Here is a 15,240-nt window from a genome sequence, read left to right as displayed (position 1 = left end):
ATAGTAAACTTTTAAGAGAGTAATTTTTTTGGAGGTACGGGATGCCAACACCGAGTATGGAAGATTATATAGAGCAAATATATATGTTAATTGAAGAAAAAGGATACGCCCGAGTTTCAGATATTGCAGAGGCATTATCTGTTCATCCCTCCTCAGTAACAAAAATGGTTCAAAAGCTAGACAAAGATGAATACCTTGTCTATGAAAAATACAGAGGCTTCAGCTTAACCACGAAAGGGAATAAGATTGGAAAGCGCCTCGTATTTAGACATGATCTGCTGGAACAATTTTTAAAAATCATCGGAGTTAAAGATGAAAACATATATAAAGATGTTGAAGGAATCGAGCACCACTTAAGCTGGGATTCGATTGAAAGAATCGTTGACCTCGTTCAGTTTTTTCAAGAAGATGAATCAAGGATAGAAGCATTAAAAGAAATTCAAAAACAAAACGAAGCCGAATAAATGCAAAAAGCACTTGGGAATCCCCAGGTGCTTTTTTAGAATAAATTAGGATAATGGTCAAAGGATTGTTCCTGCTCAGGGTTTAGAACAAGTTTCCCATCGTGATCCTCGGTTGCTTGAATACCCTGGATGACGCCGTTTGCTGCTTCCATTAACGCTTTTTGATAGGAGATGACCCGGCCTCCGGATGTAACAAAGCTAATAATATTACCAAAGTGGTTTCGATGCAGGCCTACTACTGTTTCCATAACGTTTCCCCCCTTTGCTCGATATTCTTTCTATAATTTACGAAAAATAAACGATAAGGGAATAGGTATTTAACCATAAATAAGCAATAAAATACGAAGAAAAGAAGCATCGGTCCGATGCTTCTTTGTTTACTCCCAATTGAAAGGAGTTTCTTGGTATACGTAGTAGTTAAGCCAGTTTGAAAAGAATAAGTGTCCATGGGAACGCCAGCGGTTAATGGGCGGTTGTGTTGGATCATTGTTAGGAAAATAATTTTCTGGAATATGAATTTCAAGCCCTCTGCTAATATCACGATTGTATTCCTGCGCCAAGGAATCAGATTCGTATTCCAAATGTCCAGTTATCATCACATGTTTTCGATCACGTGAGGCAATAAGCAGGGCGCCCGCCTCCTCAGACGCTGCTAACAGCGTAAGTTCAGGGTTCTCATGAATTTCACCAATCGATACATCTGTATATCGAGAATGGGGAGCATAAAAATGATCGTCAAAGCCACGTAGAAGTAAATCATTTTGCTCAAAAATCTGGTGCTCATATATTCCCGAGCATTTCCGTGACAGTTCAAATTTATCAATCCCATAATGATAAAATAGTGCGGCCTGTGCTCCCCAGCAAATATGCAGGGTAGAGGTAACATTGGTTTTCGTCCAGTCCATAATTTCTGTAAGTTCCTGCCAATACTTTACTTGCTCAAACTCCATCAGCTCAACAGGCGCACCTGTAATAATCATACCATCATATTTTTGATTTTTGACCTCTGAAAAAGTAGTATAAAATTGTTCAAGATGCTGTTTGCTTGTGTGTGTAGATTCATAGGAATTAGTTTTTAAAAATTTGACATTTACTTGCAGCGGGCTGTTTCCCAATAGCCTTAATAGCTGCGTTTCTGCCTTTTCTTTTTCAGGCATTAAATTGAGAATAAGAAGTTTTAATGGACGGATATCTTGGCTGATGGCCCGTTCGTCGTCCATAACAAATATATTCTCATGTTCGAGTATTTCTCGTGCTGGCAGCAGCTTTGGAATGTTAATAGGCATGGTGCACTCCCCCTTATTTCTAATCTGTTAAGTATATAGTATTTTTTTAATATTTGGTCAATAACATTATAAACATTATCTTAATTTCAGAAAAGAATAAAGTTTTGTGAAAAATATTACACGAAAAAAAACCATGATTTGATACAATAAAAGTGGTTATAAATTCTATGTGAATGCGGGGGATTATTTTTGCAAATGAAAACATCAGTTAAGTCCGACATTGAAATTGCACAAGAATCATCCATGAGGCCAATTGTTGAAATTGCTGAATCAATTGGTTTAAAGGAAGATGACCTCGAATTATACGGAAAATACAAAGCAAAAATCTCGTATGAAGCGCTTAGGAATATTGAAACAAATGAAAGTGGGAAAATCATCCTTGTTACTTCCATCAATCCTACGCCTGCTGGTGAAGGGAAATCAACCGTAACAGTGGGTCTTGGTGACGCATTCCAACGCATTGGCAAGAATGCCATTATTGCGATGCGCGAGCCATCATTGGGTCCTACAATGGGAATAAAAGGCGGTGCCACCGGCGGAGGCTATTCTCAGGTTTTGCCGATGGAAGACATAAATTTGCATTTTACCGGAGATTTGCACGCGATAACGACAGCAAATAATGCCCTTGCTGCATTACTGGATAATCATATACAGCAAGGCAATGAGCTTAAAATTGACCAGCGGCGGATTGTCTGGAAACGTGCGGTTGATTTAAATGATCGTGCACTAAGAAAAGTTATTATCGGTCTTGGCGGACCGCTTCAAGGAGTCCCTCGAGAAGATGGTTTTGATATTACGGTTGCCTCAGAAATTATGGCAGTTTTATGTTTGGCATCAGATTTGAAGGATTTAAAATCGCGGTTAGCCCGAATGGTTGTTGCCTATAATGATAAAAAGGAACCTGTTACAGTGGGTGATCTTGGGGTTGAAGGGGCACTTACTTTATTGCTTAAGGATGCGGTTAAGCCTAATCTCGTACAAACGATCGAACATACTCCTGCACTCGTGCATGGCGGGCCATTCGCGAATATTGCGCATGGCTGTAATAGTGTCATTGCCACCCGTACTGCGGCCAAGCTTGCTGACTTTGTCATTACAGAAGGCGGTTTTGGTGCTGATTTAGGAGCAGAAAAGTTTTTACATATCAAAGCTAGAAGTGCTGGTATTAGACCAGAAGCAGTGGTAATCGTTGCAACCATCCGGGCTTTAAAAATGCATGGCGGGGTTGCAAAATCGGATTTGGCAAAGGAAAACATCCCTTCCTTAACGTTGGGCTTTGCGAATCTGCAAAAACATATCGAAACAATTAAGGCCTTTGGTTTACCAGTAGTGGTGGCTATCAATAAATTTATCAGTGATACAGAACTCGAAGTTCAGACATTGCTAGAATGGTGCAAGCGCGAGGGTGTTCCTGTTTCTTTAACTGAGGTCTGGGAAAAAGGCGGTGCCGGCGGCGTTGAGCTTGCAGAAACATTGTTGTCTGTAATGGAAAAAGCAGAAAATAACTTTCAGTACTTATATGATGTATCAGATTCCCTTGAAACCAAAGTGAGAACGATTGTTCAAAAAGTATATGGGGGAAAAGACGTAGAATTCTCAGCTAAAGCGAAGAAGCAGCTAGTGGACTTTGAAAAATTCGGCTGGTCTAATTTATCGATCTGTATGGCAAAATCGCAATATTCCTTGTCTGATGATCCAGCCAAATTAGGAAGACCAACGGACTTTATTGTAAACGTAAGAGAGTTCAAACCATCGATTGGTGCTGGTTTCATCGTGGCGTTAACGGGAGAGGTTATGACCATGCCGGGATTACCGAAAAAACCTGCAGCATTGAATATGGATGTGGATGAAACGGGCAAGGCATTAGGGCTGTTCTAACAGATTGAGGTGAGTTGAATGTTTGATCCTACGGCTTTCGATAATATGAAAGTAGTCATTGAAGGGGCATTATATGATTTAGATTTAGCGGGAGAAATTGTTATTACAGACCGGAATGATATCGTGAATATGGCGAAAATGTCCCGGAGTTTTGATATTCACTTTCGAAACTCTTCAACTCACAAAGGTAACGTTACGGCAAATTTGGAATTGCATGCAGATTTGATTAATCTTGCAGCCGAGTTACTGCCAAACTCTTTGTCACAGAAACGATCTGGATGTACAATAAAACTGCAATTTTTTCATTATGGTGCAACAGATGAAGCACAATTAAAAAAAATACGAGAGATTTTCCTTGATATTTGGGGGGAAACCAGACAGATTAGTCAATCTGTAACGATTACACCTTCAACATCACTGATTCAAAATTGTATTTCCATTGAATTCGACAGACTGATCAGCGAGGACCAAATGGATGATTTGGTTGAAATGATCCATTTTATAATGACTTCCATTGAACAATTACAATCATACCTTAAAGAAATTAGTTAAACAGGTTGAAACCGGCTATATTTTTTAGCTGGTTTTTTTATCATGATAAATATTTACAAGAAAACGATTTCCAGGTACGATTATTTTAACTAGATATTAGGACCTCATACCAATTTTAAGGGGAGATAACATTGGTTAAAACGGCATGGGTAACAGACAGTACTGCATTTTTAGATGAAGAATTAAAAAATCATCCTGATTTGTATACAATACCATTAACGATTTTATTAGACGGTGAGGAATTTGCAGACGGAATTGATTTAACAGCGGCACAGCTTTTTGCTAGATTAAAAGAACTTAAGGCACCGCCAAAAACTTCACAGCCTGCTGTAGGTGTTTTCCAGGAATTATACGAAAAACTTTCTAAGGATTATGACCAAGTCGCAGCTGTTCTTTTATCAGGAAAACTTAGTGGTACCGTCTCTTCAAGCGAACAGGCAGCAAAGCTTGTTGATATTCCTGTTAGAACCTTTGATTCCCACGTTCTAACTGCACCAATGACTGCTTTATTAAAAAAAGGTATGGAATTAATGGAGGCAGGTAATAGCCTTGAATCTGTCATGGATCAGTTGGAATCATTGAAGACAACAAATGAGACGTATGTTCTAATTGGAAGCTTGGAGCAGCTTCATCGCAGCGGCAGGATGTCCGGTTTACAGTTTTTCTTAGGGAGCATGCTTAACGTGAAGCCTATCATATCAATCGATGAAGGCGCCCTTAACACAAAAGAAAAAGTGAGAAGCGATAAGAAGGCGAAGGAAAGGATTTTAGACTACTTTAAATCCTCTTATGAAAAAAATAAATTTAAAGAAGTATATATTTTATATGGGTTACACCAGGAACATGCAAATGAATGGAAAGTCGAATTAGAAAGACTATATCCTGAGTTAAAGGTTATTACCTGTCCGTTAGGTGCGGTAATTGGAGTCCACGCAGGTGAAAACACGCTTGGAATCAGCTGGCATAATGGGTTGAAATAACTTTATCCCCATGTGAGCATACTAAAATGGCAGTTCATTTTAGTTAAGGGGGGGAATTACCATGAAAAATAAAAATTTGACACGTGAAGAGATTGAGAAGCAGGACCAAAAAAATGATGTGGAACTCGGCGGCGAGTATACAATTGGTAACACCAAGTCTCAAAGCCAGAAAAAGAGCGGCCGTCAGGCGAACAAAAAATAACTCCGAATTCTCGGGGTTATTTTTTGTTTGCTTTTCATGTTAAAATACTTGGGTGAAGGAAGGTGTTTTACATGAAGAATCAAATTATAGAACAAACGAATACGTTTGTCCGTAGTCAATTAGGTGAAGACGCAACAGGACATGATTGGTTCCATGTTAACCGCGTCAGACGGACAGCATTACATATTTGCAAACAAGAACAAAACGGTGACCCATTTATTATTGAAATGGCTGCACTTTTGCATGACATCCCTGATGAAAAGCTTAATGAAAGTGCGGAAGCAGGGAAAAACAAACTGAATTCATTTTTTAAAAGTATTGCATTGCCTGAAGAGGTACAAAACGCTATTGTGGAAATTATTGATTCTATTTCATATAAAGGTGGAAGTAAAACCGAGCTGAAGACGATTGAAGCAAAAATCGTTCAAGACGCGGACCGGTTGGATGCCATTGGTGCGATTGGCATTGCGAGAACATTTGCTTATGGCGGTAAAAAAGGACAACCCATTTACGACCCCAGCATAAGTGTGCGAGAGGAAATGAGTTTAGAAGAATACCGCAAAGGGAAATCAACGAGCATTCATCATTTCTATGAAAAATTGCTAAAGTTGAAGGATTTATTGAACACAGATACTGCAAAAGAAATGGCAGAAAGCCGCCATCAAACGATGGTGGACTTTTTAGAACAATTCTATCTAGAATGGGATGGTCAAGACCGATGAAAATGCTGACAGTAGAAAATGTAACAAAAACGTATGGAGAAAAGCAGTTATTTAATAACATCTCCATTACCATCGGCGAAAAAGAGCGGGTCGGTTTAATTGGCATTAACGGGACGGGAAAATCATCACTTTTAAAAATTATTGCCGGATTGGATCAGCCGGATGATGGAAAAATTATCACAGGCAAGGATTACTCGATTGCATTTCTAGACCAACAGCCTGACTTAGATCCAGCTAAAACAGTTCTAGAACAGGTCTTTCATGGTGAAGCACCTATTCTAAGGTTAATGCGCGAATATGAAAAAACATTATTACTTTTGAATACATCTCCAGATGATACGAAGGTTCAAGAGGATCTATTCCAATTACAAAAGCAGATGGACGCTTTAAATGCATGGGATGCCAGTACAAATGCAAAATCGATTTTAATGAAACTCGGAATTGAGGATTTCACGAAGAAAATTGGTGAACTCTCTGGGGGACAGAAGAAACGTGTAGCGTTAGCTCAAGTCCTTATTGCTGAGCCTGATTTACTTATACTCGACGAGCCTACGAACCACTTAGACTTTGACTCTGTAAAATGGCTGGAGGATTATTTAAGCCGATATAGCGGCTCTATCCTTCTTGTTACACATGACCGTTACTTTTTAGACCGGGTTGCAAACAGAATGTTTGAGCTTGATGGCGGAAACCTCTATAGCTATAAAGGAAACTATGCAGCATTTTTAGAAGCAAAGGCGATCCGTGAAGAAAATGAGGCTGCTACATTTGAAAAGAGGCAAAACCTGTTTAGACGTGAGCTTGAGTGGATGAGGCGCGGTGCAAAAGCGAGAACAACCAAGCAGAAAGCGAGGATTCAGAGGTTCGATGAACTAGAAGATAAGCTTTCGGGCGGGAAGCCGACAGGTGAAAAGGTAGATATCTCCTTAAACGGAAGCAGGCTTGGGAAACAGGTATTCGAACTCAAGGACGCGTCAAAGCGGTATGGGGAAAAAACAATCTTGAATCACTTTCAGTTACTTGTAAAACCAGGAGACCGGCTTGGGATTATCGGCAGGAACGGGGCAGGGAAGTCAACATTGTTGAACATCCTGGCTAAAAAGCTTCCGCTTGATGAAGGTGAGTTCATCATGGGTCAAACAGTAAAAATCGCTTACTATACACAGGAAAGCGAAGACATGGACGAAAACAAGCGGATGATAGAATACATTAAAGAAACCGCTGAAGTGGTGGAGACGTCTGATGGTAAAACTCTATCAGCAGCACTCATGCTTGAACGCTTTTTATTCCCGCCATTTTCTCATGGAACACCAATTCGTAAATTATCCGGAGGAGAAAAGCGTCGTTTATACTTGCTGAAGCTATTAATGACCGCACCAAATGTTCTCTTACTGGACGAGCCGACGAATGACCTAGATACCCAGACATTGACCGTTCTAGAAGATTATTTAGAAGAATTTCCCGGAGTGGTAATTACAGTATCCCATGACCGTTATTTCCTTGATAAAGTTGTAGACCAGCTGCTTGTCTTGCGTGGTGAAGGCCACATCGATTCATTCTACGGAAATTATAGCGAGTACCTTGAAAAAGAATCAGCTGTCGAAGCGAAAAAGGCGGTATCTACTACGCCTGCACCTGCTAAAGCTCCTGAAAAAGAAAAAAAGAAAAGAATGACCTATAAAGAGAAAAAAGAGTGGGAAGAAATAGACGAAGTGATCGCTAAAACGGAAACTCGACTAGAAGAAGTTGCCGAAGAAATGGGAAACACAGGCAGCGACTTCACCAAAGCCCAAGAATTAATGAAACTAGAAGCAGAATTAAACGAAAAGCTCGAGTATTTAATCGAAAGATGGGAATATTTAGCTGAATTAGCGGAAAGTGAGTAGAAAAACTAAAGAATTAGGTGAACTTCATGAAAATTAAGGGTATTGAACCAACTCCAAGCCCAAATACAATGAAAATTATCTTAGACCAAGAACTGCCCATGGGCAAAAGCCATAATTATAAAAAAGAAACAGCTGCAAATGCACCAGGTGTTATCCAGAACATCCTTCAAATGGAGGGAATTAAAGGTGTCTATCATGTAGCAGATTTCCTAGCGGTTGAACGCAATGCGAAATACGACTGGAAGGATTTGCTGCCGCAAGTCCGTAAGGCGTTTGGGGAAACATCAGAGCAATCAACGGAAAGCCCCAGCCAAATAGATGAACACTTTGGGGAAATCAAGGTTGAGGTTCAAATGTTTAAGGATATTCCTCTTCAGGTTAAGCTGACAGATGGCACCAAAGAAAAACGATTTGGGATGCCTGAATACTTTTTAAAAGCTAGAGAACGAGCACAGCTTCCTGACGAAAATTATATTCTGCTCCGCACATGGGATCAACAAGGCGTCCGCTATGGAGATTTCGATGAAATTGGTCAAGAAGTCGTAGAGGAATTAATTGCCGCTTATCCTGCTGAACGGCTTGAGGACCTGGTATCCAGGGCACAAATAAAGGAATCCGCTGCTAAACCAAAGCCCATACGAGAACGCAAAAAGGTAACAATCGAATCATTAGAGAATCCGGATTGGCAGACTCGCTATCAATTGCTTGAGCAAATGGATGATCCTGAGCTAGAAGATTTACCGATATTAGAAAAAGCATTAGCAGATGATAAGCCATCTATACGCAGACTCGCGACCGTTTATTTAGGGATGATTAAGGACCAAGGTGTTCTGCCTTATTTATATAAAGCATTAAAGGATAAGACAGTGACCGTTCGCAGGACTGCGGGTGACTGCTTATCTGACCTTGGATTCCCTGAAGCAAGTGAAGAGATGGCGAAAGCACTTCAAGACTCAAGCAAATTAGTTCGTTGGCGGGCTGCGATGTTTTTGTATGAAGTGGGTGATGAAACGGTATTGCCAGCATTAAAGGCAGCCGAAAATGATCCTGAATTTGAGGTCAGCATGCAAATTAAGATGGCGATCGAAAGAATCGAAGGCGGCGAGGCTGCAAAAGGTTCTGTATGGAAGCAAATGACTGAGGCACGCAAAACAGAAAGTTAATTGGAATTGCACTTAGTAAATTAGATATAGTACACTGCAAATATAGAAAGTGAGGTTTTTATGATGTCAATGGCATACGAAGAATACATGAGACAAATGGTTTTACCAATGCGTGAGGAGTTAACAAGAACAGGATTTCAAGAACTTACAACAGCTGAAGAAGTAGAAAACTATATGGAAAATGCAAGTGGAACAACACTTGTTGTTGTAAACTCAGTTTGCGGATGTGCTGCTGGACTTGCTCGTCCTGCTGCAACACAGGCAGTATTAACGAGCGAGAAAAAGCCTGACCATCTTGTAACCGTATTTGCTGGACAGGATAAGGAAGCAACAGCGAAAATGCGTGAGTATTTTGAAGGAATTGAGCCTTCGTCACCATCAATGGCTTTATTGAAGGGAAATAAGGTGGTTCACTTTATTCCGCGTCATGATATTGAAGGAATGCCAATGGAATCCATTATGGATAATTTAAAGGCTGCATTTGATGCCAATTGCTAAAAGGATGTCATTCGACGTCCTTTTTTTTGGAGGTTTTTGAGTGTCATGTTTGTTACCACAGCTGGACGAACCAATCAGCAAATGATAGAAAAAGCCATGGAACTCGCAGATAAATTAGCAGTGCCGTACATACCGCGTAGAAAGAAGTCGATTCAGACTTTACAAAAAGAAACGAACAGTGAGTGTATTGTTGTAGGAAAGGAAAGGCTGGAACTATTTTCGCTGGGAGCGGAGCAGCCCTTCTTTTTTCATCCAAATTCAGCGATGTTTCGAATCAAGCGACTGGCAAACGGTGAACATGACCCCTTTGCCGATGCAGCACAGCTTACCCAGGGAATGACATTTCTCGATTGTACACTGGGTCTTGCCTCCGATTCAATTGTAGCCAGTTACTTAGTGGGGGATAAGGGGATGGTGACAGGCACCGAGGGTCAAAAGTATCTGGCTTTCATGGTCGAGGAAGGACTTAAAACGTGGGATTCGGAAATTTCCGATATGAATAGGGCAATGACTAGAATAAAGGTTGTTCACAGTCATGCACTTGAATATTTAAAGTCTTTGCCGGATAACTCAATCGATTGCGTTTATTTTGACCCGATGTTTGATGAGGCTATCCTCGAATCAGACGGGATAAAGGCGTTAGGTCAAATTGCTCTTTATGATGATTTAAATGAGGAAACGATAGAGCAAGCGTTGAGAGTAACAAATCATAGAGTCATGTTAAAGGATCATTATAAAAGTAAACGATTTGAAAAATATGGTTTCCATGTATTACGGAGAAAAACGGCTAAATTTCACTTTGGGTACCTAGAAAAATAAGAATTTCTACCATTCTGTAAGAAATGATTTTTCCATTTTGACAGCAAAAGAAGTATAATAATTGTTAAGAGTCAAAAAATATCGGAATTCTTCCAGGTACAAAGGGGAATATAGATGAATAAATGGATTCGTAAATCGTTTGTCGTACTCGTTTCACTCTTAACATTTGGCCTTATTACTCCGACTCAACTAATAAATAACGTAAATGCAGAGAAACCTACAGAGAGAGATACGATTGAAGCTGCGCTGTTAAGAGGCTATGCTCAGGAAAACAGCTTTTTTGAGACAGAAGAAGTAGTAGATAAAGAAAAGTTCCTCGAAGAGCTAATTAAACAGGCAGAGCTGCAATCCTATCAAAAATTCGGTACAAGAATTAAACCTGTAATTGAAAATGAGTTTCGGGAGATCATTATGCCAAATATCGAAAAGGCTTTGCAGGAGACAGCTGCCCAGTTTCCTACTGAGGATTTATTAAATTTAGCTATTACGGAGACTCCAGGTAAAGGACAATCAGAAAAAATCTTTAATATCAAAAATAGTGAAACAAATATGGATGTTCTTCGTTTTCATGTGAGAAGAGATAATCCGCCCCAAGCTGGTTTCTGGTTTAATTTTCATTATCATACCTATCATGATGGGTTTCAAAGCCATCATGAGCTAGGGTCTATTTATTGGGATAAAAATACCCCGCCTAAATGGATGAGTTAAGGATTTGCGAAACAATAGTAAAAATTTTATTATAATTATTGAAACCTTTCCTAGAGAAGCTCGTATATAGACTATTACCTAAAATGGAGGAATGAAAAAATGGCAATTAGTTTATCAAAAGGACAAAAAGTTGATTTAACAAAAACAAATCCTGGGTTAACAAATGTAGTAGTTGGTTTAGGCTGGGACACGAATAAATATGATGGCGGTAATGATTTCGACCTTGATTCATCCGTTTTCTTATTAGGTGAAAATGGCAAGGTTACAAACGAAACAGATTTTGTATTTTACAATAATCCACAAGGTGCAAATGGTGCTGTTGTACATAATGGAGATAACCGTACTGGTGCAGGTGATGGTGATGATGAGCAAGTAAACATCAATCTAACAGCAATTCCTGCTAACATTCAACGTGTTACTTTTACGATTACAATTCATGATGCAGCAGCTAGAAACCAAAACTTTGGTCAAGTTTCTAATGCATATGCACGTATTTTCAATGAAGCAACTGGTGAAGAATTAATCCGTTATGATTTAGGAGAAGATTTCTCTATCGAAACAGCGGTTGTGGTTGGGGAACTATATCGTCATAACGGCGAATGGAAGTTTAGCGCAATTGGAAGCGGCTACCAAGGCGGCTTAGCAGCTCTTGCAACAGACTTTGGATTATCAGTAGGATAACATCTAGAATAAAGACCCAGCCTGCGCTGGGTCTTTGAACAAAAAACATATAACATCCGGGAGGAATTTTTTTTATGTCTGTTTGGCAAGGAATTATTGATACGTATTCTCAGTTTTTTAACTGGTCAATGTGGGCTGAGGTTCTAACAGACCCAGTCGCATGGGGACTAATTGGTACATTGGTTATTCTAGAAGGTTTACTTTCCGCTGATAACGCACTGGTTTTAGCAGTTATGGTAAAGCACTTACCACCAGATCAGCGTAAAAAAGCTCTTTTTTATGGATTATTAGGCGCCTATGTTTTCCGTTTTATCGCTATTGGAGTAGGGGTATTCTTAATTAAACTTTGGTGGGTAAAGATTTTAGGTGCAGGGTATCTTGCTTGGTTATCTATTAAGTATTTCATGGATAAACGTAAAGCAGCACAAAGCGAAGAGGAAGAAGCGCATGGAATCAACCAAAACGGTCTTCTTATCCGTTTGTTTGGAACATTCTGGGGAACGGTTGTTGCCGTTGAATTAATGGATATTGCATTCTCCGTTGACAGTGTGCTTGCAGCATTTGGTGTTAGTGAACAGGTATGGGTGTTATTACTCGGTGGTGTACTTGGGGTACTTATGATGCGTGGTGTTGCAGGAGTATTCTTAAAATTAATTGACCGTATCCCGGAGCTTGAAACATCTGCTTATGTCTTAATTCTTTTAATCGCAGCAAAAATGTTTGTAGCGGTTTTCGGTATTCACGTACCACACGCAGTTTTCTTTATTATCATTTTACTTACATTCGGAGCTACTTTTGTTGTTCATTACATGAACAAGAAGAAAGAAGTTGGCAAAGAATCATAATTATCGACGCACGACATAAAATGGGGAGCAGACGAAAGTCAGTCCCCATTCTTTTTTATTAAAGGAGTCATTTAGAATGAAGCATTTTACCTATTTTTATGAAAATGAGCTTGAGGGATTATTTTTTCAAAAGCCAAAGGACTTTAATAAGTATAGTGATCGGGAGCTTTTATCATATGGACTTGGGGCAACTCTATACATGCCGGCAACTCGGCCAAATATTCATCAAGATCTCCTTTCAAAAAAGCATGAAGGGTTAACTTCCCTTGTCATTGACCTAGAGGATGCCGTTGGTGATATTGAGGTTGAAAAAGCGGAAGAGCAGCTTGTAGAGGAACTGCTAAAATTATATGGTGAAATCAATAAAAATTATTTAACAATTGACGACCTGCCTCTTATGTTTATCCGGATTCGGAATATTGAGCAGCTTAAAAGAATCAAGGAACAACTAGGAAATGCTACCCAGTTGTTAACGGGAGTAGTTTTACCAAAATTTAATGCAGAGTCTGGCGGGGAATTATTATCAGAGGTAGTTAGTATCCACACAGACCAAAGGCCTTTTTATGCCATGCCTATTCTTGAAAGTGATAAAATAATACATAAAGAAACTAGAATGACAGAATTAATGGCGATAAAACATCTGCTTGATTGCTATAAGGATAATATATTAAATGTTCGCATTGGGGCTACTGATTTTTGTGGATTATATGGAATTCGCAGAAGTGTGGATACCACTGTTTACGAGATTGCTGTTTTACGAGATTGCATTGCAGATATTATCAATGTTTTCCAACGATCAGAAAGTCCCTATGTGATTTCAGGTCCGGTCTGGGAGTATTTCTCATCTAAACCAAGGATGTTAAAACCTCAGCTTAGACAGACTCCTTTTCGCGAGCGTTATGGAGATGAAGGCTTGAAATGGCGGGCAGAATTAATTGACCAGAATATGGATGGTTTAATTAGAGAAGTGTTAATGGATATTGCTAACGGGCTAACGGGGAAAACCATCATTCATCCTACTCATATTAAAGCCGTGCAGGCACTAAACGTTGTAACATACGAGGAATATATTGATGCCTGTTCCATTGTTGAAGCAGAAAACGGAAAAAATGGAGTTAAGAAAAGTGATTTTTCCAATAAGATGAATGAAATAAAGCCTCATTTGTTTTGGGCGAAAAAGACCATCATAAAATCTCAGCTTTACGGGGTGCTGCATGAAGGATACACAAATATCGACCTTATCAAAAAAGACGTATACGTATACAATTCTTGACAAAATTACTGTTGACATTGAAGTAACTGCTAATCCATATCAGTTACCTCTTGAAGAACTGTTTACAATGGCAGCAAGAATCAATAAAAAACGGTCGTTTTTGTTTGTTAGTAAGGTTCTTGGAAAACATTTACCGATACAACCGCAAAAAGGTCTTTTAACTGCTGCTTTACTTGCAGCTAGATATGCAGAGAGTATAAGAAAATTGGAATGCCAAATATCAGAGAGTTTGGTCAGATCTTTTGGGCAAAAAGAGGCAGATTTTCAAAGCGTTTCTTTTATCCCCAAGTCTGTTAATCCTGTTGTGATTGGATTTGCAGAGACAGCTACATCACTCGGACACGCTTTTTTTGAATGCTTTGAAGAAGCAGAGTATTTCCATACAACCAGAGAAGAGATGGATCATCTAACACCTTGTATTACCTTTGAAGAAGAGCATTCGCATGCTACTTCTCATCGCTGTTATATTCCGATAGACATGATTGATAATGAGCGTGAAATTATTTTGGTAGATGATGAAATGACCACTGGGAAAACGGCAATCAATATTATCGAATCGATCCATTCACAGTTTCCTAGAAAAGACTATACCGTTGTCTCTATTTTGGATTGGCGGTCGGAACATAATAAACAACAATTTAAACAGCTAGAAAAAACACTAGGGATTAATATAAATGTCGTAAGTTTAATGAGCGGTATGGTACAAGTAAATGAGATGGATAAGCTTCAAGAACTAGAACCGCAGCATGATACATACAAAGAAATAAACACATCATTGGAAGTAGTATCTTTATCCGCTTATTTTGAAAAAGAATTTGCCGGCACTGGCAATAAGACTCCCTATATCAAGGAAACTGGCCGCTTTGGAATAGATAGCAAAAACAATCTTGTTCTTCATCAGAAAATAAATGACGCTGCCTCTGTGTTGAGACAAGGCAGAACGGGTTCAAACACACTATGTCTAGGGACCGGGGAGTTCATGTATATCCCTATGAAGTTAGCTGCAGAAATGGGTAAAAATGTTTTCTATCAATCTACTACTAGAAGTCCAATCTATATTCAAAACATCCAAGGGTATGGGGCAAGATACGGTATCGGTTTTCCTAATCCAGAGGATCAGGATGTGGCTCATTTCGTTTACAATATTCCTCCAGGTGAATATGATGAATTATTTGTTTTCTTTGAGAGAGAAGTATCTGCTGAAAATCTTCAGCCATTATTAAAACAAATGGAAAAATTACAGTTAAAGTCGATTAAAATCGTCTTTTTCTCAGAGTAATAGG

17 protein-coding genes are annotated in these 15,240 nt (G+C 39.3%); 15 read left to right on the top strand and 2 right to left on the bottom strand.

Going from position 1 to position 15,240, the window contains the following annotated elements:
• Positions 1 to 41 precede the first annotated feature (41 nt).
• The gene (gene mntR, locus ACIQAA_RS00790; protein WP_283861222.1) at positions 42 to 464 is read left to right on the top strand and encodes a transcriptional regulator MntR; all 423 of its coding nucleotides are present in this window, start codon (positions 42 to 44) and stop codon (positions 462 to 464) included.
• Between the two features lie 35 nt (positions 465 to 499).
• On the opposite strand, the gene ACIQAA_RS00785 is transcribed toward mntR, so the two are convergent.
• On the bottom strand, positions 500 to 712 hold the full coding sequence (locus ACIQAA_RS00785) for a DUF3892 domain-containing protein (RefSeq protein WP_402613691.1): 213 nt from the start codon (positions 710 to 712) through the stop codon (positions 500 to 502).
• 129 nt (positions 713 to 841) lie between these two features.
• The gene (metA, locus tag ACIQAA_RS00780; RefSeq protein ID WP_402613688.1) at positions 842 to 1,750 is read right to left on the bottom strand and encodes a homoserine O-acetyltransferase MetA; all 909 of its coding nucleotides are present in this window, start codon (positions 1,748 to 1,750) and stop codon (positions 842 to 844) included.
• Positions 1,751 to 1,945: 195 nt separating this feature from the next.
• Between metA and ACIQAA_RS00775 the strand changes: the two genes are divergently transcribed.
• From ACIQAA_RS00775 to ACIQAA_RS00710, 14 genes are all read left to right on the top strand, one after another.
• On the top strand, positions 1,946 to 3,628 hold the full coding sequence (locus tag ACIQAA_RS00775; RefSeq protein ID WP_402615559.1) for a formate--tetrahydrofolate ligase: 1,683 nt from the start codon (positions 1,946 to 1,948) through the stop codon (positions 3,626 to 3,628).
• 18 nt (positions 3,629 to 3,646) lie between these two features.
• Complete coding sequence (locus tag ACIQAA_RS00770; RefSeq protein ID WP_402613685.1) at positions 3,647 to 4,180, top strand: hypothetical protein; 534 nt, start codon at positions 3,647 to 3,649, stop codon at positions 4,178 to 4,180.
• A gap of 131 nt (positions 4,181 to 4,311) precedes the next feature.
• Positions 4,312 to 5,160 (top strand): DegV family protein, encoded by an 849-nt coding sequence (locus tag ACIQAA_RS00765; protein WP_402613682.1) that lies wholly within the window; start codon positions 4,312 to 4,314, stop codon positions 5,158 to 5,160.
• Positions 5,161 to 5,221: 61 nt separating this feature from the next.
• A complete protein-coding gene (locus ACIQAA_RS00760) occupies positions 5,222 to 5,362 on the top strand; it encodes a hypothetical protein (protein ID WP_179596239.1) in 141 nt (46 codons plus the stop codon).
• Between the two features lie 71 nt (positions 5,363 to 5,433).
• Positions 5,434 to 6,084 (top strand): HD domain-containing protein, encoded by a 651-nt coding sequence (locus tag ACIQAA_RS00755; protein ID WP_402613679.1) that lies wholly within the window; start codon positions 5,434 to 5,436, stop codon positions 6,082 to 6,084.
• A complete protein-coding gene (locus tag ACIQAA_RS00750; RefSeq protein ID WP_402613676.1) occupies positions 6,081 to 7,970 on the top strand; it encodes an ABC-F family ATP-binding cassette domain-containing protein in 1,890 nt (629 codons plus the stop codon). The genes ACIQAA_RS00755 and ACIQAA_RS00750 overlap by 4 nt, the downstream gene beginning before the upstream one ends.
• Before the next feature lie 26 nt (positions 7,971 to 7,996).
• Positions 7,997 to 9,133 (top strand): conserved virulence factor C family protein, encoded by a 1,137-nt coding sequence (locus ACIQAA_RS00745; RefSeq protein WP_402613673.1) that lies wholly within the window; start codon positions 7,997 to 7,999, stop codon positions 9,131 to 9,133.
• A gap of 63 nt (positions 9,134 to 9,196) precedes the next feature.
• Entirely contained in the window at positions 9,197 to 9,631 is a 435-nt protein-coding gene (locus ACIQAA_RS00740) for a BrxA/BrxB family bacilliredoxin (RefSeq protein WP_179596231.1), read from the top strand.
• 45 nt (positions 9,632 to 9,676) lie between these two features.
• Complete coding sequence (locus ACIQAA_RS00735; protein ID WP_402613670.1) at positions 9,677 to 10,450, top strand: class I SAM-dependent methyltransferase; 774 nt, start codon at positions 9,677 to 9,679, stop codon at positions 10,448 to 10,450.
• A 114-nt stretch (positions 10,451 to 10,564) separates the two neighbouring features.
• Complete coding sequence (locus ACIQAA_RS00730; protein ID WP_402613668.1) at positions 10,565 to 11,158, top strand: YpjP family protein; 594 nt, start codon at positions 10,565 to 10,567, stop codon at positions 11,156 to 11,158.
• Between the two features lie 99 nt (positions 11,159 to 11,257).
• On the top strand, positions 11,258 to 11,839 hold the full coding sequence (locus ACIQAA_RS00725; RefSeq protein WP_402613665.1) for a TerD family protein: 582 nt from the start codon (positions 11,258 to 11,260) through the stop codon (positions 11,837 to 11,839).
• Positions 11,840 to 11,913: 74 nt separating this feature from the next.
• Positions 11,914 to 12,684, top strand: coding sequence for a TerC family protein (locus ACIQAA_RS00720; protein ID WP_402613663.1), 771 nt, complete (start codon positions 11,914 to 11,916; stop codon positions 12,682 to 12,684).
• 76 nt (positions 12,685 to 12,760) lie between these two features.
• Complete coding sequence (locus ACIQAA_RS00715) at positions 12,761 to 13,957, top strand: HpcH/HpaI aldolase/citrate lyase family protein (protein WP_402613660.1); 1,197 nt, start codon at positions 12,761 to 12,763, stop codon at positions 13,955 to 13,957.
• Positions 13,899 to 15,236: a phosphoribosyltransferase family protein gene (locus tag ACIQAA_RS00710; RefSeq protein WP_402613657.1), complete on the top strand. Its 1,338-nt coding sequence runs from the start codon at positions 13,899 to 13,901 to the stop codon at positions 15,234 to 15,236. Before ACIQAA_RS00715 ends, ACIQAA_RS00710 begins: the two co-directional genes overlap by 59 nt.
• Positions 15,237 to 15,240 lie beyond the last annotated feature (4 nt).

The organism is Neobacillus sp. NPDC093182, assembly GCF_044754045.1.
The sequence above is the reverse complement of the archived record's forward strand: the minus strand, read 5'-3'. Positions and strand labels throughout refer to the sequence as shown.